This is a genomic window from Edaphobacter sp., from assembly GCF_035763405.1.
In the GTDB taxonomy this organism is placed as follows: domain Bacteria; phylum Acidobacteriota; class Terriglobia; order Terriglobales; family Acidobacteriaceae; genus Edaphobacter.
On record NZ_DASUBE010000047.1, the window covers coordinates 59251 to 84980 of the forward strand.

A 25730-nucleotide genomic window follows, 5' to 3' on the forward strand; every position below is an offset into this window, starting at 1 on the left:
ATCGCTGGTGCTACTTCGAGATGCCTTCCAGCGGCGAACTCGCCGTCGCATACAGCCTGCGCGGCATCCGCCCCGCAAGATAGGCCTGCCGCCCGGCCAACACCGCATGTTGCATCGCCTCAGCCATCAGCAGCGGATCGCTCGCCTGCGCAATCGCCGTATTCATCAGCACAGCGTCGAAGCCAAGTTCCATCGCCACCGCTGCATCCGAAGCCGTACCTACTCCTGCATCCACAATCAGCGGGACCTCCGTAATCATCTCGCGCAGGATCCTCAGGTTCGCCGTATTCTGCAAACCCAGCCCACTGCCGATCGGCGCGCCCAGCGGCATCACCGCCGCCGCGCCGGCATCAATCAACCGCCTCGCAAACACAATGTCATCCGACGTATACGGCAGCACCGTGAAGCCTTCCTTCACCAGCACGCGCGTCGCTTCAAGCGTCGCTTGAACGTCCGGATAGAGCGTCTTCTGGTCGCCGATGACCTCAATCTTCACCCAATCGGATAAGCCCACCTCGCGCCCCAACCGAGCCGCGCGAATCGCCTCATCAGCCGTGTAGCAGCCTGCTGTGTTCGGCAGCAGAAAATACCGGCGTGGGTCAATGAAGTCCAGCAGCGACTCGCTCGTGCGGTCCAGATTCACCCGCCGCACCGCCACCGTCACCATCTCCGCACCAGACGCCTCAATCGCCGCCTGCGTCTCCGGCCCATCCTTATATTTTCCCGTGCCCACAATCAGACGCGACTGAAAGGCCCTGCCTGCAATCACAAGAGGATTCATATCTCCATTCTAAAGCGCCGCCTCTCCCCAAACGCAAACGGCCCGCGCTCATGGCTGCGGGCCGTTGCCGGTGATCTGTTGAGATTGACCTGAGGCGTCCGCACTCGGACTTACCTCGGACAGAATATCTGCCAGGGCTATGAGCAGGACGCGCTCTAAGCCTCAGTCACCTCACGTATTGTCGTGCAACTGTTACTGTCAATTTTCATAGGCTGGACCATCCTCCTTTCCCGTGTACGTTGAGACTACTCCGGCGGGGCACGGCGGGCAAGCCGGAAATCGCCGTGGTGAAAACATTTGCGGCGGTCTGGACGTGCTGCTAGGATTGCGCGGCGAAGCAGGGTACAACGATGTCCAGAAGCAAAATGAATTTGCGCACTTAAATTCTCCAGTTCTTTCGCTGAAATGGTGAGCCTATGAGAGCTAAGCCAGTTAGGGCCTTGGCCATGTTGCTTGCAGTGTCTATCTGCACGCTGGCCTTCGCGGCCACAAGCCTGGGCATCATCGCTGCATTGTTGGGGCGAAATACAGCGGGAACGCGCGACTTCGTGCAGTATTGGGGTGCCGGGAAGCAACTCCTTCACCATTCGGACCCCTACAATGCCACCGCCCTACTTCCAATAGAGCGAGCGGTGGGATATCCACCGGGAATGAAAGCCGCCATCATGGCGAACCCTCCAACGGCGTTGCCGCTGGTCGCGCCACTCGGCCTTGTTGGAGCCAAAAGCGGGCACCTCCTATGGTTCGTGCTCTCGCTCATCTGCTTAATCGCATCAGTCCGAATCATCTGGACGTTGCACGGTCGTCCCGTGGAACATCTTCGGTGGCTCGGCTACTCCTTCGCGCCAGTCCTGTCCTGTTTGTTGTCGGGCCAGGTCACACTCTTCATCTTGTTTGGTCTCGCCCTCTTTCTACGATTTCATCGCACAAAGCCGTTTATTGCTGGCCTGTCTCTGTGGTTCTGCTTACTCAAGCCACACCTGTTTCTTCCGTTTGGCATTGTGTTGCTTGCATGGATCGTTACGACGCGCAGCTACCGGATTCTGACTGGAGCATTGAGTTCTCTTGTCATCAGCGGCGCACTTGCTTTTCTGTTGGATCAATCCGCATGGACACAGTACATCGCGATGATGCGGTCGGCGCGAATTGATAAGATTTTCATACCGTGCCTGAGCATCGTACTGCGCCAGCATCTGGGACACGCACTATGGCCGCAATATCTACCCGCAGTCGCAGGCTGCCTCTGGGCCACCATCTACTTTAAAAGGCACCAGGCCGAGTGGAACTGGATCGAACACGGTTCCCTGCTAATGCTCGTGTCCGTCCTCGTAGCTCCTTATACATGGATCATGGATCAGGCGATATTGCTCCCGGCAATGCTCCACGCTGCATATTCGACGCAATCTAAAACGCATATTGCTATCCTCGCGCTCGCCAGCGCCATCATTGAAATAGAAATTCTCGCCGGCATTCCGCTCCTGACCTCCGCTCTTTACCTATGGACGGCTCCAGCGTGGCTCCTCTGGTACGCTCTGGCTACCAGGAAGCCCCTCAGAGGGAAGCTGGCATATCAGACAACATAAGTGCTCCCATCTGACGGGCGGCCTTGGCCATACCGAAAGCAGGCATTTCCTGGCGATCGCAGTCGCGTCAGGTGGCCGCTTTGGCACACCTGCCCTATGCTCGCGGGCCGTGGTGACGCTGCAGTCCAGGCTCTTATTTCAGATATGCGCGAACCAGGTCAATCAACTCCTCGCCCAGATCTGGCGTCAGCCTCGCACGCCCACCCTGCAGCAGATGCAGCCGGACGTGGTCCTCCAGCACCTCGGCCATCAAACCATTGATGCCGCCCCTGACCGCCGCCAGCAACATCAGCACCTCGGTACACTCGCGGTCGCCGTCGGCCAGCACCCGCTCAATCGAGTCCATCTGCCCGCGAATCCGCTTTATCCGGTTAATCAGCTTCGTCCGCTCTCTTGATTCTTTCTTCATCTTGTTTCCTCAAATACCATATGGGGGTATACTACTCCAGGCCGGGCAGCAATCGGCGCCCATCCGTACAAACATGACTCGAATGATGTACACCTCGCCCCGGAGGCTTCTCGCCGCCTGCCTCACCATCCTGCTGCTGGCCGCATTCTGCCCGGCAATGGCGCAGACGGCGGACCAGGCTGCGGGCGGCGCGGCGCGTACTTCCACCGAAGTCCCGAACACTCCCAATCCTTCCACCAACGCAGCGCCAGCAGGGCTGACTCTCTTTCCGCACTCCGATAACTCGCGCTTCCTCATCACCGGACAAGCCAACATCATCTTCCAGGCCCACGCACCGTTTCACGCAGAGTACTCCGGTATCAACAGCCTGCTCAACCGCGGCGAATACAAGACCTCCCTCCTTGGAACGCTCTTTCTGGGCGCACAACTGCGCCGCGCACCCCAGTCGAACACCGACGTCATCCTCGATGTCGAATCTTCCGGCGGACGCGGCATCAGCGAAGCCCTTGGGCTCGCAGGGTTCACCAATCTGGACGTCGTTCGCAACCCCAACCTCGGCTCCGCACCCTACATCGCGCGCGTGCAACTGCACCAAACCATCGGCTTCACAAGCAAGCTCATCGAAGCTCAGCGCACCCCGTTTTCACTCGCAACACAGGTGCCCGAGCGACGCCTCGACTTCCGCATCGGCAAGATGAGCCTGCCCGACTTCTTCGACATCAACAGCATCGGCACCGACAGCCATCTCCAGTTCCTTAACTGGACCGTGGACAACAACGGCGCCTGGGACTACGCCGCCGACACACGCGGCTACACCTGGGCCGCCATCGCCGAGTACGACGACAAAAACTGGACCGCGCGCTATAGCCTCGCGCTCATGCCCAAAGTCGCCAACGGCACCGACCTCGACTGGAACCTGCACCGCGCCAACGGACAAAACATCGAGTTCGAGCTACGCAAATCGCTCCTGGGCAACCTCGTCAGCCCCGAACGCAAAGGCACCGTCCGCATCCTCAGCTACGTCAACCACGCACACATGGGGCTCTATAGCGATGCCGTCAAAGCCTACCTGAACGGCACGACACCGAAGCCGGACATCGTATCCGTAGAAAAATCCGGCGCTGTGAAGTACGGCTTCGGCCTCAACGCCGAGCAGGAACTTACCTCCGACGCGCGCATCTTCACACGCTTCGGCTGGAACGAAGGCCAACACGAATCCTTCGCCTACACCGAAGTTGATCAGACCTTCGCTCTTGGCGCAGACTACGCAGGCCGCACCTGGTCGCGCCCCAACGACAAGCTCGGCCTCGCCTTCGTCTCCAACGCCATCAAGAAAGATCACCAGAACTACCTCCGCCTCGGCGGCCTCGGATTCCTCCTCGGAGACGGCAACCTCAACTACGCCTGCGAAGACATCGTGGAGAGCTACTACAACCTCCACACCTGGCGCGGTGTCTACTACGCACTCGACGCGCAGTACATCACCCATCCCGGCTACAACCGCGACCGCGGCCCCGTGCTGGTCGAATCCATAAGAATGCACATCGATTTCTAATCACGAGAATCACCGCCATAGATGCGTCGTAATTCACCGCCATAGATCCGTCGTCATTCTGAGCGAAGCGAAGAACCCCCGCATTTTGTCTTCGCTGCTCATGGCCGGTCACACTCACAGCCAGAGGTTCCCGAGCGGAACGTATACTTGTGCCGTGGATACGCACACACTCTACCTGCTCGCCGCCTTCGTCATTGGACTCATCTTCGGCAGCTTCCTGAACGTCTGCATCAGCCGCCTTCCACGGCGCGAATCCATCGTCAGCCCGCGATCACGGTGTCCCAACTGCAACCATTCAATCCGCTGGTACGACAACATCCCGCTCCTCAGTTGGATTTTGCTGCGCGCCCGCTGCCGCGACTGCAAACAATCCATCTCGTGGCGCTACCCTCTGGTCGAACTGGCAACCGGGCTGTGGTTCGCAGCCATCGCCTCCCATTGCCTCACCCTCCTTGCTCTCAACCCGAACATCCATTCACTCGAATGGCACATCCATCTCGCACTGATAGGTATAGGCGCCACAGCTCTCGGCTTTCTGCTCATCGGCCTCATCGTCATGGACTGGCAGACCAACCTCCTGCCCAACACCTTCACCCTCTGGGGCATCTTCATCGGCTTCATCCTGGTCTGCGTTCACGCGGCGTTTCTCGCTCCCGCTGAAGATCAGGTCGTCCTCTCGAACAACCACGTCCAGCTCACCAGCGTCGGCAGCGTAGTCGATACAGGCAATGTCTTCCTCACCGGTCCGGAGCACCTCATCTTCGGCCGCATCACCGCCATCTGCGCAGCGGCTCTCGTGCTGCTCATCATCCGCTGGCTCTACCAGGCACTACGCCACCGCGAAGGCATGGGCCTCGGCGATGTCAAGCTGCTCGCCATGATCGCAGCCTTTCTCGGCTTCTGGCCGTCTATCCTCGCGCTCTTCTGGGGGTCGCTGCTCGCCAGCGTCTATGCCGTCGTTCTGCTCGCGCGCGGCCGTGCAAACTCCACTTCGCGCCTGCCCTTCGGCAGCTTTCTCGCCGCCGGAGGTCTCATCGCCGCGCTCTTCGGCAGCAAAATCATCGACGCCTACACCGCACTGCTTCGATAACCGTTCGACGCCGCGAAAACGGCTGTGAATACAGTGTTGATAGCTTGACACTTGCCAGCCACACTCTTAGAGTCGAAGATGGCCATGCACGAGTACCCATACATCTGGAATTACATTCCACTCGTCATTCAGATCCTCTTTGCGCTGGGAATCGCCTGTGGAATGGTGGGCGTCTCCTTCCTGATTGGCAAGCACAAGAACTCACGCACCAAGCTCGGACCCTACGAGTGCGGCATGGACCCCATCGGCGACGCCCGCGGACGTTTTTCCGTGCGCTTCTATCTGGTGGCCATGCTCTTCATCCTCTTCGATGTCGAGGCGGTCTTCATGCTTCCCTGGGCGGTCATCTATCGCCGCCTGCCCGCCATCACCGGCTCCCGCCTCTTCGGCTTCTGGGAGATGCTGGTCTATCTCGGCTTCGTCGCCGTCGGCCTCTTCTACGTATGGAAGAAAGGCATCCTCGACTGGGCCAACGACAAGGGAGATTTGTAATGTACGATCCCTCTTCTGCCATCGCCGGCGCGCAGGCCGTCTTTGCGGCGCTTCCTGAAAACGCAGCCGTCAAGGCCCTGTCCGCACTGGCAACCGACGCCAGATTCGACCGCAACGAGCTGACCATCACCGTAGCCCGCGAAAACATCACCGCCGCCGCGAAGGCAGTCCAGCAGGCAGGCTATACCTTCCTCGAAGACGTGACCGCCGTCGACTGGTACCCATCCGAGCCGCGCTTCCAGATCACCTACCACATTCTCTCAATGACGCTGAAGCAGCGCGTCCGCCTCGCCGTCCGGCTCGCAGGCGAAGACGCCGCGCTCGACAGCATCACCGGCGTCTGGCCCTCGGCAAACTTTTACGAACGCGAAGTCTTCGACCTCTTCGGCGTCCACTTCGCAGGTCACCCAAACCTCACCCGCATCATGATGCCCACCGACTGGAACGGCCATCCGCTGCGCAAGGACTACCCGGTGGAGGGATACCGCTAATGTCACCCATCGCCGCTCCCGACATGCTCATCCCCGACGTCGAAGACGTCGTAGCCGACGCCAGACGCCACCACAACGTGGCCCCGCCGCAAGACCAGACGATGGTCATCAACATGGGCCCGCAGCACCCTTCCACGCACGGTGTGCTGCGCCTGGTGCTCGAAATCGACGGCGAATCCGTCGTCTCGCTCGCGCCCGACATCGGCTATCTGCATACAGGCATCGAAAAAACCTGCGAAGCCAAGTTCTACCAGCAGGTCGTCCCGCTCACCGACCGCATCGACTATCTCTGCCCCATGACCAACAACCTCGCCTACTGCCTCGCAGTCGAGAAGTTGCTTGGCCTCGAAATCCCCGAGCGCGCGCAGTATCTCCGCGTGCTGCTCAACGAACTCACGCGCATCCAGTCGCACCTCGTCTGGCTGGGCACGCACGCCATGGACATCGGCGCGCTCACCGTCTTCCTCTACTGCTTCCGCGAGCGCGAAGAGATCCTCCGCATCTTCGAGAACGTCGCCGGCCAGCGCATGATGACCAGCTATTTCCGCGTCGGCGGCCTCGCGCTCGAACCGCCGCTGGACTTCTACAAGCAGGTCGAGCACTTCCTCAAGATCATGCCGGACCGCATCACGCAGTACGAAGACCTGCTCACCGGCAATCCCATCTGGATCAACCGCATCAAGGGTGTAGGCTACCTCTCCGCGTCAGACGCCATCGCCCTCGGCGTCACCGGGCCGCCCCTGCGCGCATCCGGCGTGGACTGGGACCTGCGCCGCGACATGCCGTACTCGGGCTACGAAAAGTTTCAGTTCAAGGTGCCGGTCCTGAATGACGGCGACGTCTGGGCACGCTACATGGTGCGCATGGACGAGATGCGCGAGTCGGTCAAGATCTGCCAGCAGGCGCTCAGCGGAATGCCCGCGTCCGGTCCCATCACCGCCGACGCGCCAAAGATCATTCTGCCCGAGCGCGAAAAGATGAAGACCCAGATGGAGGCGCTCATCCACCACTTCAAGATCGTCACCGAGGGCTTCCCTGTTCCTGCGGGCGAGGTCTTCCAGGCGGTGGAGTCTCCGCGCGGCGAGATGGGCTATTACGTCGTGTCCGACGGCACGGCGAAGCCCTATCGCGTGCACATGCGCAACCCGTCCTACGCCACGCTCCAGGCGCTCGAAACCATGTGCAAAGGACGCCTGCTCGCCGACGTCGTCGCCGTCATCGGTTCGATCGACATCGTTCTCGGGGAGATCGACCGCTAAGTTTTGCTTCAGGGCACGGCTTCCACCGCGCCACAACGTTGAAGATAAGGAAAGGGGTTTTTACAGGCTGCGGAAGACTCACGATGTTCTATTTCGGTGGGAGCGCAGGGCTTTAGCCCTGCGAAATGGCAGGTGATTCAAGGGGCTTCAGCCCCGGGCCTCTCTCCCCCACAACCGAACGCGCTTTCTCCACAGCCTCTTTCACCCCGAGGTACGGGTTGGACAAGCAACTCCACCGTGAACTCTGGACCTCCTGGGCATCGCTGCTCCGCTCCTACGCAGCCGCCCACGGACTGAACAGCCGCCACCACGCGGTCGTTGAAGTAGGAGCAGACGAAATTATCTTGCGTGTAGGCACCGGATGGACGCGCTTCACGCACGACGCAGTGCAAGACAGTAACGGCAACCGGTCCTCTTTTTCGTTTGAAGAGGATGGAACAGTTAAAATAGACGGTATCGCCCAGGAGATGGACCTCGCCGCCGAGAAGCTGGCGCGGGAGATGATGAGTGAGTCTTAGTTATTTTGATTTCCATTCCGCAGCGGAGCGGAGGAATCTGCTTCACCCTGCCGCCCAGGAACCCGAACGATGAGCACTATCGCCAATACGATCTTTTCGCCGGAGACGGCCGCCCGCTTCGACAAGCTGGTCACCATCTACCCGGTGCGCCGCTCCGCGCTCGTCCCCATGCTGCTCTACGCGCAGGACGAGATCGGCTACATCTCCGACGCGGTCGTCACCGAGGTCGCCGAGCGCATCGGCATCCTCGAACTGGACGTGCGCAACGTGCTCTCGTACTACTCCATGCTGCGCACCAAACCGGCAGGCAAGTACAACGTGCAGGTCTGCACCAACATCTCCTGCATGTTGCGCGGCGGCTATGAGATCCTCGACCACTGCAAACACAAGCTCGGCATCGGCAACAAAGAAGTCACCAAAGACGGCATATTCTCGCTCGAAGAGGTCGAGTGCATCGGCGCCTGCTGCTGGGCCCCCGCCATGCAGGTCAACTACGACTTCCACGACAACCTCAACGTCGTCAAAGTAGACGAAATCCTCGAAACCTACCGCAGCGGCCAGGGAAAGGACGAAAAATAATGCCTACCCTCGTCAGCCATCCCGATGAAGTCAAAGTGATCTCCCGCCGCTTCGGGCAGGGTGCAGCCAACATCGACAAGTACATCGAACTCGACGGCTATCAGGCCGTCCAGAAAGCCATCGCCGAAGGCCCCGACTGGATCATCAATACCATGAAAGCCTCAGGCCTCCGCGGGCGCGGCGGAGCAGGCTTCCCCACCGGCATGAAGTGGTCCTTCGTGCCCAAACAATCGGAGAAGCCCAAATACGTCCTCGTCAACGGCGACGAGTCCGAACCCGGAACCTGCAAAGACCACGTCATCTTCCTCGAAGACCCGCACGCCGTCATCGAGGGCACCATGATCGCCGGCCTCGCCATCGGCGCGAAGCTCGGCTTCATCTATCTGCGCGGCGAGTATCGCTACCTGCTCAAGATCGTCGAAAAGGCAGTAGCCGACGCCTACGCGAAAGGCTTCCTGGGCAAGAACATCTTCGGCAAAGAAGGCGTGGACTTCGACATCATCACCCAGACCGGCGCCGGAGCCTACGAGGTCGGCGAAGAGTCCGCGCTGATGGAGTCGCTCGAAGGCAAGCGCGGCGTCCCGCGCATCAAGCCGCCCTTCCCTGCCGTCGTCGGACTCTACGGCGGCCCCACCGTCATCAACAACGCCGAGACCATCGCCAGCGCCCCGCACATTCTCCTGATGGGCGGCGAGGCCTACGCCAAACTCGGCAGCGAGCGCAACGGCGGCACGCGCCTCTTCGGCATCTCTGGCCACGTCGAACGGCCCGGCGTCTACGAATTGCCCATGGGCTTCAACCTCAAGCGCGCCATCTACGAGGTCGCAGGCGGCATCAAGGACGGTAAAAAGCTCAAAGCCGTCGTCCCCGGCGGCTCGTCCTGCCCCGTGCTCCTGCCCGAAGAGATCGACGTAGGCCTCGACTTCGACCAGATGGGCAAGGCCGGAACCATGCTCGGCTCCGGCGGCATCGTCGTGCTCGACGAGACCGTCTCCATCGTCGAGTTCGCCCTCCGCGTCATCAGCTTCTACCAGCACGAGTCCTGCGGCTGGTGCATCCCCTGTCGCGAAGGCACGGATTGGCTGAAGAAGACCATGACCCGCGTCTACAACGGCGGCGGCTCGAAAAAAGACGCCGACAACATCCAGTACCTCGCCGAAAACATGCTGGGCCGCACCTTCTGCCCGCTCGGCGACGCCGCCGCCATGCCCACGCTGGGCTTCATCAAAAAATTCCGCAAGGAGTTTGAAGACTACATCGAAGGCCACAAGGCCGGAACACCCATCATCACCGTCGAGCAGCTAGTTGGAGCCGGACATTAGAGGTGAAATATCGTGATCTCATCAAACTCGTCGAGAAGGATGGCTGGCAGTACCAATACTCCACGGGAAGTCACCGCCACTACTTACATGAGGAGAAACCGGGCAAAGTGACTATTCCAGGACATCCATCGGACGAAGTTCATCCGAAGACGCTCAGAAGTATCCTGAAGCAGGCAGGTTTACGATGACAAGAAAATACCTCGTTGTCTACGAATGGGCCGGGAAAAACTTTTCGGGATACTCCCCCGACGTGCTCGGTTGCGTCTCTACCGGAAAAACCTTGCCCACGATGCGGAAGAACATGAAGGAAGCCCTGGAGTCGCACCTGCAATGGATGTTTGATGATGGGGACCCGCTCCCGGAAGCCATGGCAAAGACAGTCGAATACGACGATGAGGACGAAGGATCTCCATATCCCGCGGGCTACTATTTCGTCGTAGAAAAGCTGGAAGTCACCCTGCCTTCGCGGAAGAAGCACTCATCCACAAAGCGCTCGACGCGATCTCGCAAAGCAGCATAAGGAACCTATGCCAGACGTAACCCTCACCGTAGACGGCAAAAAGATCACCGCACCCGCGGGCTCGCTGCTCATCGACGCCTGCAAAAGCGCGGGCATCGAGATCCCCGCCTTCTGTTACTACCCCGGCCTCTCGCTCCAGGCAGCCTGCCGCATGTGCCTCGTCCGCATCGAGAAGATGCCGAAGCTCCAGACCGCCTGCACCACCACGGTCGCCGAAGGCATGGTCGTACAGAGCGAGACACCCGAGATCGTCCAGGCACGCAAGGCCATGCTCCAGATGGTGCTCGGCAACCATCCGCTCGACTGCCCCGTCTGCGACGCCGGCGGCGAGTGCGAACTCCAGGACATGACCTTCAAGTACGGCGCGGCCGACAGCTTCTACGCCGAGCCGAAGAACCACCGCGAAGAGCAGCAGTGGTCTCCCGCCGTCTACTTCGACCGCCCGCGCTGCATCCTCTGCTACCGCTGCGTTCGCATGTGCGGCGAAGGCATGGACGTCTTCGCGCTCGGCATCCAGAACCGCAACTCGTCCTCCGTCATCGCGGCCAACGTCCCCGCCGACCAGTCGCCCGACCACCTCATGCACCTCGACTGCGAGCAGTGCGGCATGTGCATCGACGTCTGCCCCGTCGGCGCGCTCACCAGCGGAGCCTACCGCTACAAGACGCGCCCCTGGGAGATGAACCACGTCTCCACCATCTGCACGCACTGCGGCGACGGCTGCAAGACCACCCTCGGCGTCCGCTCCACCTCCGACGGCTCAGAGATCGTCCGCGGCGACAACCGCGACAAGAGCGGCATCAACGGCGACTTCCTCTGCAACAAGGGCCGCTTCGCCTTCGACTTCGCCAACAGCAACGAACGCATCACGCAGCCCCTCGTCCGCCAGCCCAGCGGCGAGTTCAAGCCCGTCACCTGGGAGGAGGCCTTCACCTTCGCAGGCACAAAGCTCCGCGAACTCCGCGACACGCGCGGCGGCAAGAGCATCGGCGTCATCGGCTCCAACCGCATCACGAACGAGGAAGCCTACCTGCTCCAGAAGTTCGCCCGCACGGTCCTCAACACCAACAACATCGACCACCACCGCACCGCCGACTACGCCACCTTCGCAGCCGCGCTCGCCGGACACACCGGCCGCACCGCCTCCCTGCGAGACACTCTCACCGCACCCGCCATCCTTCTCATCGGCGGCGACCCCACCGAGCAGGCTCCCGGCACCGCATGGAACATCCGCACCGCCGTCCGCAACAACCGCACCCGCCTCTACGTCGCCAACTCCGCCGAGATCAAACTCCGCCGTCAGGCAAAATCCTTCCTGCACATCCCCGACCACAGCTACGGCGCACTCGCCGCCCTGCTCTCCGGCGACTCCGCAGCGGCCCCGCTACTCGCCCGCCCCGGCACCGACGTTGAAGCCGTCCATCAGTTCCTCGCCGCGCTCCGCGCAGAGGAGAGCGTCCTCGTCCTGATCGGATCCGATCTGCGCGGCAACGATCTTCGCCGCATCGTCGAGTTCGGCCTCACGCTTCCCAATCGCCGCTTCGCCCTGCTCTCCGACTACGCCAACTCGCGCGGCGCAGCCGACATGGGCCTGCTCCCCGACCTGCTCCCCGGCTACACACCCGTCGCCAACCCCGGAGCCTTCGCAGAGCACAACGCCCCAACCACATCCGGCCTCGATCTACTCCAAATCTTCGAGGCAGCCGAACGCGGCGAGCTTGCTGCGCTTTACGTCGTCGGCTCCAACCCCATCGCGCGTTACAGCGTCGATCCCGCCGCGCTCAAAAACACCTTCGTCGTCGTGCAGGAGATGTTCCTCACCGAAACTGCGCAGCTCGCCGACGTCATCCTGCCCGCCGCCAATCTCTACGAAAAATCCGGCTCCGTCACCAACAGCTACGGCGACCTCCAGCTCGTCTCGAAAGCAGGCGACCGCGCAGGCGTCCGCACCGACTTCGAGATGATCGTCCGCATCGCCGACAAGATGGGCGCCGACATCCACTCACTCGTCCCCTTCGGCAAAGGAGGCGTCCGCGCCGACATGGGCCAGTCACGCGGCGCGCAGGCAGGCGAAGCCGACCGCCACGCCGTCTGGCTCACCGCCAACCATCTCGAACCCAAGCTCAGCCCCTTCGACCCCTTCAGCATCCTCGACGAGATTCAACGCCTCGTCCCCGGCTACAACCTGCTGCGCCTTCAACTGCTCTCGGGCAACGACCAGCACCTCGAACCAGCCGCTGGCAACCTTGTTCAAATCACCAACCGCCGCGACCTCGTGCTCCCAGCCAACGACACGCTCTTCACCTCGGGCACGCTCGGCCGCTACTCCACCGCTCTGACAGAACTCAACCAGCACCAAAGCCAGTACTCATCCGGCCTCACGCAGATCGAAACCACAGCCGGTTGACACAAGCAGCACTGCACACTGTTTCACCCAGGACATTAGCCAGGAGCCACAAGCAAAGGACGCATGAGCCACCCATCCTTCTCGACATTTCTGCTCATCAGCATCGTCAAGATCGTCGTCGTGATCGTCATCACGCTGACGGCGGTGGCCTACACGGTGCTGCTCGAGCGCAAAGTCCTCGGCCACATGCAGAACCGCTGGGGCCCCTCGCGCGTCGGCCCATTCGGCCTGCTGCAACCCCTCGCCGACGGCATCAAACTCTTCCTCAAAGAAGACCTCATGCCGCTCGCCTCCGAGCGCCCGCTCTTCATCCTCGCGCCCATCATCGCGCTCACCTGCTCGCTCATCTCCGTCGCCGTCGTCCCCTTCGGCGGAATGCAGACGATCAAGGGCGTCGAGATGTTCAACGTTGCCGACCTCAACATCGGCCTCCTGGTCATCCTCGGCATCACCTCCATCGGCGTCTACGGCATCGCGCTCTCAGGCTGGTCGTCCAACAACAAGTTCTCTCTGCTCGGCAGCCTTCGCGCCACCTCGCAGATGATCAGCTACGAGCTCGCGCTCGGCCTCTCGCTCATCGGCGTCGTCCTGCGCGCACAATCACTCTCTCTCCGCGACATCGTCAACAGCCAGTCCGCGCACGGCCTGCTCAGTTGGAACTTCTTCGGCGGCTTTCAGTTCGTGGCCTTCTTCATCTACCTCATGGCCGCCTACGCCGAAACCAACCGCGCGCCCTTCGACCTGCCCGAGGCCGAATCCGAACTCGTTGCCGGCTACCACACCGAGTACAGCTCCATGAAGTTCGCGATGTTCTTCATGGCCGAGTACGCCAATATGGTCACAGTCAGTTGCGTCGCCACGCTGCTCTTCTTCGGCGGCGCATCCAGCCCGCTCGGCCACCTGCTGCCCGCAAACTTCGGCGGCCCCATTCTCGAAGCCATCTTCCCCATCCTCTGGTTCGTCGCCAAAGTCTTCGCGTTTCTGCTGCTCTACATCTGGGTGCGCGGCACGCTGCCTCGCTTCCGTTATGACCAACTGATGGGTTTCGGCTGGAAGTTCCTTCTCCCGCTGGCGATGGCGAACATCGTCGTCACCAGCCTCGCGCTTGCGTATCACGGCTAGCGAGCAGTATCTGAGTTTTGATTTGTTTTGCTTAAGGGCACGGGTTTACCTGTGCCGCAGAAGCTCGAAAGCAACGAGGGGCTTTAGAGTCTGTGTGAGAACTCCTCGATTTGACGTTTTGCTTAAGGGCACGGGTTTACCCGTGCCGCAGAAGCTCGAAAGAAATGAGGGGCTTTAGCCCCGGAGGTACGTTCTTCTCAAACTGCACCGGCCAGCGCCGCGCGGCAGTTTAGCGAAGAGCCTGTTTTACAATCGCAGATGGCCCAAAACCTCTGCATTGAGCGTTTCAAAAGTTTCAGGAAAGACCTGGCAGATCAACATGCAACTGGCACTCTTCATCATCTTCGGCGCGCTGGCGGTAGCGGGAGCACTCAACCTGCTCATGCAGCGTCATCCCATCAACAGCGCCCTGTCGCTGGTGGTCGTGATGCTCTCGCTCGCCGTCCTCTACTGGTCGCTCGGGGCCGAGTTCCTCGCCGCCGCGCAGGTCATCGTCTACTCCGGCGCCATCATGGTCTTCTTCGTCTTCGTCATCATGCTGCTCAACGCAGGCAAGGAAGAACGAACCACCGGCAGCCGCGCCGCCTACATCGCCGGCATCCCCGGAGCCGCCGCCATCTTCTGCCTGCTCAGCTTCGTCTTCCTCACCGAAGGCCGCACCTTCGGCTCGGTCAACGTCGGCGGCTATCTCAACCACGTCACCAGCAACATCTCCGAACTGAGCACCGTCCTCTTCACCCGCCTGCTGCTGCCCTTTGAAGTCACCAGCGTCCTCATCCTGGTCGCCATCCTCGGGGCCGTCGTGCTCGCCAGAAAGGAGCGGTAGGATGCACGCACAAGTCTCCATCAGCGCCTATCTCATCCTCGCCGCCGTGCTCTTCTCCATCGGCGTCGGAGCCTTCCTCATCAAGCGCAACGTCATCACCGTCTTCATGTCCATCGAGCTGATGCTCAACGCCGTCAACCTCACCTTCGTCGCCTTCGCCCACTCCTGGCACCAGATCGGCGGCCAGATCTTCGTCTTCTTCGTGATGGTCGTCGCTGCAGCCGAGGCCGCCGTCGGTCTCGCCATCATCATCGCCATCTTCCGCACGCGCCAGACCCTCAACGTCGATCAGATCGACCTGATGAAATCGTGACCTATGCCTTCTGAATATCTCTGGCTGATTCCGCTTCTTCCCTTCGCCGGCTTCCTCATCAATGGAATCCTCGGCCGCAAGTTCCCGCGCGCCCTCGTCTCCGCCGTCGCACTCATCTCGACCGCAATCCCCGCCGCCATCGTCGCGTGGCTGTGGTCGACCATGCTCGCGCCCGGCGCACCCGGCGTCATCAACATTACAAGCGGCCCGTGGATCGCCATCACCGGCTTCCAGGTCAACTTCGCCTTCACCGTCGATCACCTCACGCTCATCATGCTCGGTGTCGTCACCGGCGTCGGCTTCCTCATCCATATCTATTCAGTCGGCTACATGGCGCACGAAGAGGGCTACTGGCGTTTCTTCGCCTTCCTCAACCTCTTCATGTTCTTCATGTCGGTCCTCGTGCTGGCATCGAGCTTCCTGCTGCTCTTCGTCGGATGGGAGGGCGTCGGCCTCGCCTCCTACCTGCTCATCGGCTTCTACTTCAAAAAAGACTCCGCCGCCGACGCAGGCAAAAAGGCATTCATCGTCAACCGCATCGGCGACTTCGGCTTCCTGCTCGCCATGTTCCTCCTCGTCCAGAACTTCGGCTCGCTCGACTTCACGCACGTCTTCGACGCCATCTCGGTCAACCCCGACTGGCATGGCGGCATCCTCACCGCCATCGCGCTCCTGCTCGTCTTAGGCGCGGCAGGCAAGTCCGCGCAGATTCCCCTCTACGTCTGGCTGCCCGACGCCATGGAAGGCCCCACACCGGTCTCCGCGCTCATCCACGCCGCCACCATGGTCACGGCAGGCATCTACATGGTTGCCCGCTGCCACACGCTGTTCGACCGCTCGCCCTATGCCCTCGGCGTCGTCGCCATCATCGGAGCAGTCACAGCCATCTTCGCAGCCTCCATGGGCATGGTCCAGCACGACATCAAGCGCGTCCTCGCCTACTCCACCGTCTCGCAGCTTGGCTACATGTTCCTCGCCTGCGGAGTCGGCGCCTACGCCGCAGGCATCTTCCACCTCGTCACCCACGCCTTCTTCAAGGCGCTGCTCTTCCTCGCCGCTGGCTCCGTCATCCACGCCCTCGGCGGCGAGCAGGACATGCGCAACATGGGCGGCCTGCGCCAGCGCATTCCCGTCACCTTCTGGACCATGACCGCCGCCGTCTTCGCCATCTGCGGCGTCTGGCCCTTCGCCGGCTTTTACTCCAAGGACGAGATCCTCTTCCGCGCCTTCGTCTCCGACAACCCCATCGCCAGGCTGCTCTGGCTCGTCGGCCTCATCACCGCCGGCATGACCGCCTTCTACATGTTCCGCCTCTGGTTCAAGACCTTCTTCGGCGAACCGCGCTTCACCGAAAACAACGACCTCCACAACCACGGAGCCGCCGTCCACACCCACGCCGACACGCACGCCGTCCTCGTCGCCAACCACGACGACAACCACTCCGCCCACGGCGTCCACGAATCCCCCTGGATCATGCTCTTCCCGCTCGTCATCCTCGGCATCCTCTCCGTCGTCGGCGGATGGATCGGCGTCCCCGCAGCACAAGGCGGCCACAACGAAATCGAGCACTTCCTCGACCCCGTCTTCTCCAACGGCGCAGCCGAAGCCGTCACCGCAAGCCGCGGCCTCGAACTCGGCCTCGCCGCCATCTCGCTCCTCGTCGTCGCCATCGGCTTCTACATCGCCTTCCTGCTCTATTACAAGAAGCCCGGCACCGCCGCCTCCTACGCCCAGCGATTCCCCGCCCTCTACCGCCTCGTCCTCAACAAGTTCTACATCGACGAGCTCTACGGCCTCGTCATCATCACGCCGCTACTCATGTTCACCCGCCTCATCCTCGGCGGCCTCATCGACACCGGCCTCGTCAACGGCTCCGGCTGGGCCGCCGCCGCCATCGCACGCGGCACCGGCGCCGCCGCCAACCGCGCCCAGTCGGGCAACATTCGCTCCTACGCCGGATGGCTCGCCCTCGGCGCAGCACTCGTTCTCCTGGTCATGATCTTCGGACGCGCCCTCTGGGCCCTCTAACACGCACTCGATGTACCTAAACCAATGAATTTAGACCACTCCATCCTGACCATCATCACCTTCCTCCCGCTCGCGGGCGCGGTCCTTCTGGCCTTCCTGCCCGACCGCGGCAAGCTCATGCAGTGGTGCGCGCTCGGCGTCACCCTCGTCACCTTCATCGCCACCCTGCACCTGCCCGCGCACTATAACTACTCCGCCGCCTCCGGCAGCTTCCAGTTCGACCAGAACCTCGGCTGGATCGCCTCGCCCGCCATCCGCTACCATCTCGGCGTCGATGGCCTCTCCATGTGGCTCGTCGTCCTCACCGGCTTCCTCGCCCCGCTCGGCGTCCTCATCTCATGGCGCGTCATCGACACCCGCCGCAAGCTCTTCTACATCCAGTTCCTCCTCCTCCAGGTCGCCATGTTCGGCGTCTTCGTCTCGCTCGACCTCTTCCTCTACTACGGCTTCTGGGAGCTATCCCTCGTCCCCATGGTCGTTCTCATCGCCATCTTCGGACGCACCGAAAACCGCCGCCGCGCCGCGCTCAAATACTTCCTCTACACCTTCATCTCCTCGGCCATCCTCCTCGTCGGCATGCTCTGGGTCTACGCCCAGACCGGCACCTTCGACGTGCCCACGCTCATCCAGCTCGCCGCCACCCACGGCATCTCCACCAACTCCACCGCGCTCTGGCTCGCCTCCCTCGCCTTCCTCGGAGCCTTCGCCGTCAAAGTCCCCATCTTCCCGCTGCACGGCTGGCTCTCCGACGCCATCTTCGAGGCCCCCACCGCCGCCGTCATGGTGCTCGCCGGAAAGCTCGGCCTCTACTCCATCCTCCGCTTCAGCTTCGGCATCTTCCCCGACCAGTCCCGCCACATCGCTCCGCTGCTCATCGCCCTCGGCGCCATCGGCGTCGTCTACGGCGCCCTCATCGCCCTCGTCCAAAACGACCTCAAGCGCCTCGCCGCCTTCGCCACGCTCGGCCACGTCAGCCTCGTCGTCCTCGGCATCTTCTCCTTCACCATCTCCGGCATCGACGGCGGCATCTACGCCACGCTCAACGAAGGCATCGGCGGCGCGGCCCTCTTCATCCTGCTCGGCGTGCTCTACGAGCGTTACACCACCTACGACATGCGCTCCCTCGGCGGCCTCGCGCAAAAGCTCCCCTGGATGGTGACGTTCTACGTCATCACCGCGCTCTCCGTCGTCGGCCTGCCCATGCTCAACGGCTTCGTCGGCGAATTCCTCGTCCTCTCCGGCTCCATGCAGTCCGCCATCCGCAACCACACCGGCTGGACCGTCCTCGCCACCACCGGCGTCATCCTCACCGCCTCTTACATGCTCTGGATGATCCAGCGCATCTTCTACGGCGACCTCGGCCACAAGTCCACCATGATGCCCGCCGTCGATCTCGACGCGCGCGAGCATCTCACGCTCTGGCCGCTGGCCCTGGTCATGCTCGCCATGGGCGTCGCCTCACCCTTCTGGATGCGCGCCATCGACGGCGCAGGCACTGTCCTCGCCCAGCAAACTGTCCAGACCGTGCAACCGACCAGCGTCCCAGTCGATGCCGCTACCTCATCCCCAACCGTGACCGCCTCCACACCTACCGCAACGGAGGCCCGCTAAATGCCGACCAACCTCGTCGCCCTGCTGCCCGAACTCGTCCTCACCATCACCGCCGTCATCATCATGCTGGCCGAGCCTATGCTCAAGCCCGCCGCCAGCCGCAAGCCTCTCGGCTGGATCGGCATCGCCGGCACCGTGCTCGCTGGCCTCGCAAGCTGGTATCAGGTCTCCTTCGGCACCATTCACGCCTACTCCGGCACCATTCAGGTGGATGCCTTCTCCGTCCTCTTCCACTACATCATCGCCGCCGTCGTGCTCGTCACGCTGCTCACCTCGCTCGACTACTTCGAAGGCAACGCCTCCCACGCAGGCGAGTACTTCGCCCTCGTCCTCTTCGGAGCCGTCGGCATGATGTTCATGACCTCGTCCGTCGAGCTCCTGATGGTCTTCGTCGGCCTCGAAATCTCCTCCATCTCCACCTACATCCTCGCCGGCTTCCGCAAAGGCAGCGGCATGGGCTCCGAAGCCTCCATCAAATACTTCCTGCTCGGCTCCTTCGCCACGGCCTTCTTCCTCTACGGCATCGCGCTCGCCTTCGGAGCCACCGGCTCCACCAACATCTTCGCCATCGCCCACGGCCTCGCCTCCACGGCCACCCCGCGCATGGCCTTCCTCGCGTTGGCCATGATCCTCATCGGCCTCGGCTTCAAAGTCTCAGCCGCCCCGTTCCATGTCTGGACGCCCGATGTCTACCAGGGCGCGCCCGCTCCCATCGTCGGACTCATGTCCACCGCGCCCAAGGCCGCCGCCTTCGCCGTCCTGCTGCGCATCACCTTCACCGGCTTCCCCGCCATGCAGCATCGCTGGTCCATCCTCATGTGGATCCTCGCCGTCCTCTCGATGACCATCGGCAACCTCGGCGCGCTCAAGCAGACCGACGTCAAGCGGATGCTCGCCTACTCCTCCATCGCGCACGCCGGATACCTCCTCGTCGCCTTCACCGCCTTCCCCTACGACGGCATCGCCTCCGCCTGCTTCTACACCGGGGCCTACGCCGCCATGAACATCGGCGCCTTCGCCGTCATCACCCAGGTCGCCGGCTATCAGGAGCGCGCCCGCACACTCGAGGACTACACCGGCCTCGCACTCAAGCGGCCCATCCTCTCCGCCCTGCTCGCCTTCTTCCTCCTCTCGCTCATCGGAATCCCCTTCACCGGCGGTTTCTTCGGCAAGTTCTACGTCTTCACCGCAGCCATCCACGGAGGCCACATCTGGCTCGCCGTCATCGGCCTGCTCAACAGCGGCGTCGCCTGCTTCTACTACCTGCGCCTGTTGACCTCGATCTACTCCCGCCGCACCACCGACGCCCCGCTGCTCGACAACCCCCGCGCCGTCAGCGCCCCCGCCGCCGTCGGCCTCGGCCTGGCCGCAGCCGCAACGCTCGCCCTCGGCATCGTCCCCAGCGGAGCGGTCATGTTCGCCGAGTTCGCCAGCCACTCCGCCCTCATCGAACAAGCCCGCCAGGAGTGCGCCAACGCCGCTCCCAACTGCCACATCGAACTCAAATTCGACGTCAGCAAATAAAACGCCCGGACACCCCATCTTCCGCGCAGCGTCATCGCGCCTAAGGTGGGCCCCAACGTCACTCCCAACCCACGTCATCTCGACCGAAGAACGCCCGGGTGCCCAATCTTCGGCGCAGTTTCATCGCGCCTAAGGTGGGGTCCAGCGTCACTCCCACCACACGTCATCTCGACCGAAGACGGCGCTTTTTGCCGCCGCAGTGGAGAGATCCCCGCATTTCGCCTTTCGCCCCATCCAGCAAACCCTGTCAACCCTCCCAATCACCCAAAACCCACCCATCTCCATGAATCGTCACACGATATTTCCCCCGCCAACATGGCGGCCCAGTTTCCCTCTCCGACTTAAAATAGAAATAGGAAGGAATGGGCGAAACCCAGGCCTCCAACTTCATTGCCGCGCCCACCAGCCATAGGCACGTCATTCTGACCCTGAGCTTGCGAAGGGGAAGAATCCCCGCATTTCGCTCACAGCGGCCCCCAAAGCGGCGCTCACAAAAGACAGACCCAACCATTAACCCCTTTATCGGAAGGACTTTACAGCCAACACGCACCCTGCGATCAATAGAATCAATACCTTACCGAAACCCAAAAACGAGGTCCAGACCTAAGTCCTTTGTTCGAAGGACTTTGCGCAAAAACAGGGGGGAGGGGGTACCCTCCCCAAACAGAAAAGCCTCCGCACCAGCGGAGGCTCTTCCATGAAGCAAACTCCCAAGGACAGCTTAGATAGGCTTGGCCTTCAGGAAGATGATCACGAACGTGAACAGAGCCAGTGACTCGATAAACGCGAGGCCGAGAATCAGGAAGATGAAGATTCCAGGACGCGCCCCCGGGTTGCGAGCCAGCGCCTCGGTTGCCGAAGCGGTTGCCTTGCCCTGACCCAGGCCGCAAAGCCCGGCAGCCAGCGCCATGCCCAGACCGGCGGCCAGCGGAATCCACTGGTTCTCCGGATGGGCCACTGCGGTGGCCTGCGCAAAGGCCGGCGTTGCAAGCAGCAGCGCGGCCAACGACATGAACAGATATTGCAGTTTCTGCATCGTCTTACTCCAACCTCCATCAGATACGCCGCCAGTGGGTGGTTGACGCTCACCGTGCTGGCGCCCTCACGCTATGCGGCGTTGTTGCATACCGCGAAGAGGAGGCCCCAGCGCGGCAAACTTGAATCGAAGTCTAATGTTCGTGCGCGACCGCCATCGACAGATACACCGCGCCGAGCAGGAAGAACACATACGCCTGCACCACCGCGACAAACATGTGCAGCCCCATAAAGAGCAGCGGCACCCCAAGCGGAATCAGCGAGAAGAACGCCAGTGTCACCAGGTCGCCCGCGAAGATATTCGCGTACAACCGGACCGTCAGCGAGAGCACACGCGCCAGGTGCGAGATCACCTCAATCAGAAACATCAGCGGATACAGCCACCACACCGGCCCAAGAAACTGCTTGATGTAGCCAAAGCCGTTCTCTCTCACGCCGTGGTAGTGATAGTAGACAAACGTGACCACCGCAAACCCCAGCGGCACCACCACATTCGCCGTCGGCGACTCGAGCCCTGGAATCAAGCCCATCAGGTTGCACAGCAGGATGAACAGCCCCAGCACCGTCAGGTAGGCCGTGAACCGCTCGTGCCCGTGCCCGATGATCGACTCGCCCTGCTCCAGCACAAACTCGTGCGTAATCTCTGCAAGGTGCTGCACCGGCGCGGGCTTCTCCACATTCAGCGTCAGCCGAACCACGATGAAGAAAGCAAGCAGCGCGAAGAACGCAAGCAGCTCCATCGCAAACGCATCGGTAATCGGAGCCGCCGGATGCGTCGGGTGCACGTGCAGCGCGTGCAGGAACACGGTCGTAACCGCGCCGAAGTGAAGATTCAGAAACTGAGCAAACAGCGTCGTTGGCATACAGGAAAATAAGCAGAAACAGTAGCTATATTCAAAGTTCCGGACTCCAGCCCAGCTAAACCGTCCACGCCTTCATCAGCCGCAACCCTTCAATCGTGAGCGAAAACACACCCAACGCAAGGCCGCCGGCCAGCGCATATACCGAGCCATCCAGTAGCTTAAGGCTAACATAAAGCAGCACGACGGCCAGCGCCAGCCGCAGAAAAAACCCCACCAGCACCATCCCCATCGGACGCGCCACCCCACCCGCATCCATCCGCTCCATCACCGCCGTCATCAACCGCAGCCACTCCCACAACCCCGACCCCGAGATGACCGCCCCAACCACCAGCAACGCCGCCGACGCCCACCCCATCTTCCACCACACCAGCGGCACCGCGACCACCGTCACCACGCCCAGCAGACGCAGCGCGCTCAGCATCGTCCGCCGAAAGTCCGCGTCAGTAAAGTTGGTGAAATCTTCCATCGCCCTCAAAATGCCTACTCCCTATCGCTCTTCAGATACTTCGCCGCCGTCGTAAAAATCTTCACGAACCCCGCCACCGCACCCAGAATGATGCCCACAACCGCAATCCAACCCGTGTGGAACCGCTCATCGAGCCACGCGCCCGCCAGCCAGCCAATCAGGCAACCGGCAGGCAGCGCAATCGCAAGCTGAACCATCGACTCAGCCTTCACCAGCTCACCCAGCGCCCCGGACTTCTTCTCCTCATCCGCCATAGCAGATTTATTACACCACGCGAGAGGCCCCAAACAGCCCCGCTATACTGAAACTTCAACCATATTCAGACGCAAAGGACCGCCCGTGTACGAGTCAGCATTCGAGAAGAAGGTCTACGAAGAGCGCCGCGAGACGCTGAACAAGATCGCCGCCCTCGCCCAGCAGAACGGCCTCAACTACGCCCAGGCCACCTATCCCAACAGCTTCGAGCAGCAGGCCCCCGGCTGGGACGAGACCAAAGGCGCGCCGATCCCCTTCCTCAAAAAGACCTACGATTCGCCCGCCGCGCCCGTCTCCGCCGAAGAGCTCGCCGCCACACCCATCGAAGTCTCCATCGCCGGACGCATCATGGCCATCCGCGTCCAGGGCAAGGCGGGCTTCGCGCAGCTCCAGCAGGCAGGACAGCGGTTCCAGATCTACGTCCGCAAAGACGACGTTGGCGAAAACGCCTTCGCCCTCTACAAACTCCTCGACCTCGGCGACCACACCGGCGTCCGCGGCTACCTGATGCGCACCCGCACCGGCGAACTCACCGTCCACGCCACCTCGCTCACGTTCCTGGCGAAAGCCATGCTCGCGCTGCCCGACAAATACCACGGCCTCGAAGACACCGAACTCCGCTATCGCCAGCGTTATGTCGATCTCTTCATGAACACCGGCAACGCGGCAAAACCAGCGCAAAGCCAACCCGGTGTCATCCTGAGCGAAGCGACCGCAGGGAGCGCAGTCGAAGGACCTGCGGTTGACGCGACCGAAGACGAAGGCCCCGGCGACGTCCGCGAAGTCTTCGTCAAACGCGCCGCCATCCTCCGCGCCATCCGCGCCTTCTTCGACCAGCGCGGCTACCTCGAAGTCGAAACCCCGATGATGCAGCCCATCGCCGGCGGAGCCGCCGCGCGCCCATTCACCACGCACCACAACGAACTCGACCTCAAGCTCTTCCTCCGCATCGCGCCGGAACTGTATCTGAAACGGCTCGTCGTCGGCGGACTCGACCGCGTCTACGAGATCAACCGCAACTTCCGCAACGAAGGCGTCAGCACCCGGCACAACCCCGAGTTCACCATGCTAGAGTTCTACCAGGCCTACGCCAATTACAAAGACCTGATGAAGCTCACCAAAGAGCTAATACCGTTCGTCGCAATGCAGGTCAACGAAACCACAAAAACAATCTTCAACGGAGTGCCGATCGATCTCGCCGCAGAAAATTGGCAAGAACTCTCCATGCGCGAAGCCATAATTAAGTGGTGGCCGGAAGAATTTGGGAAAAAGCCTTTGCTTCAGGATTTCGATAGTTCGGAGGCCTTGTTGCGTTTCCTTCAACAGAAAAAATATGTCGAGGCTACATTTTTTGCAGGGAATTCCATCCCTTTCGCAGCAGGTGTCTCTGCGGATCTTCGCAGGATAAACGCTGATATCAACTTTTACTTAGCGACTCTTGAAGGTGGAGACCCTGTAGGAAAAGTTATCGCAGGGATATTCGAGAGCGTCGCTGAAGAACATCTCATCCAGCCCACAATCATCTACGACTTCCCGCTAGCCGTCTCGCCGCTCTCCAAGAAAAAGCCAGACGAACCCGACTGGGTCGAACGCTTCGAGTTCTACATCGGAGGCTTCGAGCTGGGCAACGCCTTCAGCGAGCTGAACGACCCCGTCGATCAGCGTGAGCGATTCGTAGAGCAGGTAGAACAAAAAGAGCGTGGCGACGACGAAGCGATGGCTGCCATCGACGAAGACTACGTCCGCGCCCTGGGCTACGGCATGCCGCCCACCGCAGGCGAAGGCATCGGCATCGACCGCCTGACCATGGTCCTCACCGGAGCCAAATCCATCCGCGACGTCATCCTCTTCCCGCTGATGCGTCCGCAGCAGAAGTCCAACGATCAACCGGCCGAAAAGCAAAACCAGCCTCACGGAGAATCCGCCGAGTAGCCACCGTTCTTCCTTGATACCTGTAGCGATACACGATACACTCTTTTCGTGATCAGGAACTTCCGGCATCCAGGGCTTGAGAACTTCTTCAAGACCGGCTCCAAAGCAGGGATTACCACTAGCGATATGGAGGTATCCATCATGCGTATGCACAATCCACCCCACCCCGGACGCGCACTCCGCGAAGCACTCGATGCGGTTCCCATCTCCGTCACCGACTTCGCCGCGCACATCGGCGTCTCGCGTGTAGCGTTGTCGCGCGTTCTCAACGAGCGCGCAGGCTTCACGCCGGAGATGTCCATCCGCGTCAGCCAGGCCTTCGGTCAGGGCGGCGATGGCGACATCTGGTTCAAGATGCAAAACGCCCACGACTTCTGGAACGCCTCGCAGAAAAAGCGCAAGCGCGTCCGCGAACTCCAGTGGGAAGGCAAACGCCACGTCAAGCCTGCCACCTCAGCTCGGCATGCGGCCTGACCCGCCGCACCATGTAAACTCATCAGGTGAACATCCTTTTTGTCGGCGACGTCTTCGGCTCCGCAGGCCGCCACATCGTCCGCGAGCATCTCCCGCACGTGCTTGAGACCAACTCGGTCGATCTGCTCATCCTCAACGGCGAAAACTCCGCCGGAGGCTTCGGCATCACGCCCACCATCGCCGAAGACCTCTTCGATCTCGGCGTCCACGTCATCACCACCGGCAATCACGTCTGGGATAAAAGAGAGATCTTCGAATACATGACCGTCCCGGCT

General features: G+C 61.5%; 27 protein-coding genes. 21 read left to right on the top strand and 6 right to left on the bottom strand.

What is annotated here, in order from left to right:
* Positions 1–10: 10 nt before the first annotated feature.
* The gene (locus VFU66_RS04430) at positions 11–781 is read right to left on the bottom strand and encodes a thiazole synthase (RefSeq protein WP_326445030.1); all 771 of its coding nucleotides are present in this window, start codon (positions 779–781) and stop codon (positions 11–13) included.
* A gap of 416 nt (positions 782–1197) precedes the next feature.
* Here VFU66_RS04430 and VFU66_RS04435 point away from each other — a divergent pair, with 416 nt between their 5' ends.
* A complete protein-coding gene (locus VFU66_RS04435; RefSeq protein ID WP_326445031.1) occupies positions 1198–2364 on the top strand; it encodes a glycosyltransferase family 87 protein in 1167 nt (388 codons plus the stop codon).
* 133 nt (positions 2365–2497) lie between these two features.
* Here VFU66_RS04435 and VFU66_RS04440 read toward each other — a convergent pair whose 3' ends face one another.
* A complete protein-coding gene (locus tag VFU66_RS04440) occupies positions 2498–2773 on the bottom strand; it encodes a metal/formaldehyde-sensitive transcriptional repressor (RefSeq protein WP_326445032.1) in 276 nt (91 codons plus the stop codon).
* 73 nt (positions 2774–2846) lie between these two features.
* Here VFU66_RS04440 and VFU66_RS04445 point away from each other — a divergent pair, with 73 nt between their 5' ends.
* The 17 genes from VFU66_RS04445 (at position 2847) to VFU66_RS04520 (ending at position 20430) form a co-directional block, all read left to right on the top strand.
* On the top strand, positions 2847–4328 hold the full coding sequence (locus VFU66_RS04445; protein ID WP_326445033.1) for a carbohydrate porin: 1482 nt from the start codon (positions 2847–2849) through the stop codon (positions 4326–4328).
* Between the two features lie 154 nt (positions 4329–4482).
* Positions 4483–5418, top strand: coding sequence for a prepilin peptidase (locus VFU66_RS04450; protein ID WP_326445034.1), 936 nt, complete (start codon positions 4483–4485; stop codon positions 5416–5418).
* Between the two features lie 84 nt (positions 5419–5502).
* Positions 5503–5910, top strand: a complete 408-nt coding sequence (locus VFU66_RS04455; protein WP_326445055.1) for an NADH-quinone oxidoreductase subunit A — start codon at positions 5503–5505, stop codon at positions 5908–5910.
* Entirely contained in the window at positions 5910–6401 is a 492-nt protein-coding gene (locus VFU66_RS04460) for an NADH-quinone oxidoreductase subunit C (protein ID WP_326445035.1), read from the top strand. Before VFU66_RS04455 ends, VFU66_RS04460 begins: the two co-directional genes overlap by 1 nt.
* Positions 6401–7660, top strand: a complete 1260-nt coding sequence (gene nuoD / locus VFU66_RS04465) for an NADH dehydrogenase (quinone) subunit D (RefSeq protein WP_326445036.1) — start codon at positions 6401–6403, stop codon at positions 7658–7660. Before VFU66_RS04460 ends, nuoD begins: the two co-directional genes overlap by 1 nt.
* 218 nt (positions 7661–7878) lie before the next feature.
* Positions 7879–8178: a transcriptional regulator gene (locus VFU66_RS04470; protein WP_326445037.1), complete on the top strand. Its 300-nt coding sequence runs from the start codon at positions 7879–7881 to the stop codon at positions 8176–8178.
* Positions 8179–8247: 69 nt separating this feature from the next.
* A complete protein-coding gene (locus tag VFU66_RS04475; RefSeq protein WP_326445038.1) occupies positions 8248–8757 on the top strand; it encodes an NADH-quinone oxidoreductase subunit NuoE family protein in 510 nt (169 codons plus the stop codon).
* Positions 8757–10079, top strand: coding sequence for an NADH-quinone oxidoreductase subunit NuoF (gene nuoF, locus VFU66_RS04480; protein ID WP_326445039.1), 1323 nt, complete (start codon positions 8757–8759; stop codon positions 10077–10079). The genes VFU66_RS04475 and nuoF overlap by 1 nt, the downstream gene beginning before the upstream one ends.
* Before the next feature lie 2 nt (positions 10080–10081).
* Entirely contained in the window at positions 10082–10267 is a 186-nt protein-coding gene (locus VFU66_RS15745) for a type II toxin-antitoxin system HicA family toxin (RefSeq protein WP_414649374.1), read from the top strand.
* Positions 10264–10599, top strand: a complete 336-nt coding sequence (locus VFU66_RS04485) for a type II toxin-antitoxin system HicB family antitoxin (protein WP_326445040.1) — start codon at positions 10264–10266, stop codon at positions 10597–10599. Before VFU66_RS15745 ends, VFU66_RS04485 begins: the two co-directional genes overlap by 4 nt.
* Before the next feature lie 7 nt (positions 10600–10606).
* Positions 10607–13006, top strand: a complete 2400-nt coding sequence (locus VFU66_RS04490) for a molybdopterin-dependent oxidoreductase (RefSeq protein WP_326445041.1) — start codon at positions 10607–10609, stop codon at positions 13004–13006.
* A 63-nt stretch (positions 13007–13069) separates the two neighbouring features.
* A complete protein-coding gene (nuoH, locus tag VFU66_RS04495) occupies positions 13070–14128 on the top strand; it encodes an NADH-quinone oxidoreductase subunit NuoH (RefSeq protein ID WP_326445042.1) in 1059 nt (352 codons plus the stop codon).
* A gap of 319 nt (positions 14129–14447) precedes the next feature.
* Positions 14448–14954 (top strand): NADH-quinone oxidoreductase subunit J family protein, encoded by a 507-nt coding sequence (locus VFU66_RS04500; RefSeq protein WP_326445043.1) that lies wholly within the window; start codon positions 14448–14450, stop codon positions 14952–14954.
* Between the two features lies 1 nt (position 14955).
* Positions 14956–15267, top strand: a complete 312-nt coding sequence (gene nuoK, locus VFU66_RS04505) for an NADH-quinone oxidoreductase subunit NuoK (RefSeq protein WP_326445044.1) — start codon at positions 14956–14958, stop codon at positions 15265–15267.
* 3 nt (positions 15268–15270) lie between these two features.
* Positions 15271–17295 (top strand): NADH-quinone oxidoreductase subunit L, encoded by a 2025-nt coding sequence (nuoL, locus tag VFU66_RS04510; protein WP_326445045.1) that lies wholly within the window; start codon positions 15271–15273, stop codon positions 17293–17295.
* Positions 17296–17319: 24 nt separating this feature from the next.
* The gene (locus VFU66_RS04515) at positions 17320–18906 is read left to right on the top strand and encodes a complex I subunit 4 family protein (protein ID WP_326445046.1); all 1587 of its coding nucleotides are present in this window, start codon (positions 17320–17322) and stop codon (positions 18904–18906) included.
* The gene (locus VFU66_RS04520) at positions 18907–20430 is read left to right on the top strand and encodes an NADH-quinone oxidoreductase subunit N (RefSeq protein WP_326445047.1); all 1524 of its coding nucleotides are present in this window, start codon (positions 18907–18909) and stop codon (positions 20428–20430) included.
* A 721-nt stretch (positions 20431–21151) separates the two neighbouring features.
* On the opposite strand, the gene VFU66_RS04525 is transcribed toward VFU66_RS04520, so the two are convergent.
* From VFU66_RS04525 to VFU66_RS04540, 4 genes are all read right to left on the bottom strand, one after another.
* Positions 21152–21466, bottom strand: coding sequence for an ATP synthase F0 subunit c (locus VFU66_RS04525; protein WP_326445048.1), 315 nt, complete (start codon positions 21464–21466; stop codon positions 21152–21154).
* 133 nt (positions 21467–21599) lie between these two features.
* A complete protein-coding gene (gene atpB, locus VFU66_RS04530; RefSeq protein ID WP_326445049.1) occupies positions 21600–22328 on the bottom strand; it encodes a F0F1 ATP synthase subunit A in 729 nt (242 codons plus the stop codon).
* Positions 22329–22383: 55 nt separating this feature from the next.
* Positions 22384–22794, bottom strand: coding sequence for a hypothetical protein (locus VFU66_RS04535; RefSeq protein WP_326445050.1), 411 nt, complete (start codon positions 22792–22794; stop codon positions 22384–22386).
* 14 nt (positions 22795–22808) lie between these two features.
* Positions 22809–23048 carry an AtpZ/AtpI family protein gene (locus VFU66_RS04540; protein WP_326445051.1) on the bottom strand — a complete coding sequence of 80 codons (240 nt, stop codon included), beginning with the start codon at positions 23046–23048 and terminating at the stop codon, positions 22809–22811.
* 85 nt (positions 23049–23133) lie between these two features.
* Here VFU66_RS04540 and VFU66_RS04545 point away from each other — a divergent pair, with 85 nt between their 5' ends.
* The 3 genes from VFU66_RS04545 to VFU66_RS04555 all read left to right on the top strand — a co-directional run.
* Positions 23134–24981, top strand: coding sequence for a lysine--tRNA ligase (locus VFU66_RS04545; RefSeq protein WP_326445052.1), 1848 nt, complete (start codon positions 23134–23136; stop codon positions 24979–24981).
* A 141-nt stretch (positions 24982–25122) separates the two neighbouring features.
* Complete coding sequence (locus VFU66_RS04550) at positions 25123–25455, top strand: HigA family addiction module antitoxin (RefSeq protein ID WP_326445053.1); 333 nt, start codon at positions 25123–25125, stop codon at positions 25453–25455.
* Positions 25456–25481: 26 nt separating this feature from the next.
* A partial coding sequence (locus tag VFU66_RS04555) for a YmdB family metallophosphoesterase (RefSeq protein ID WP_326445054.1) occupies positions 25482–25730 on the top strand: 249 nt, incomplete at its 3' end.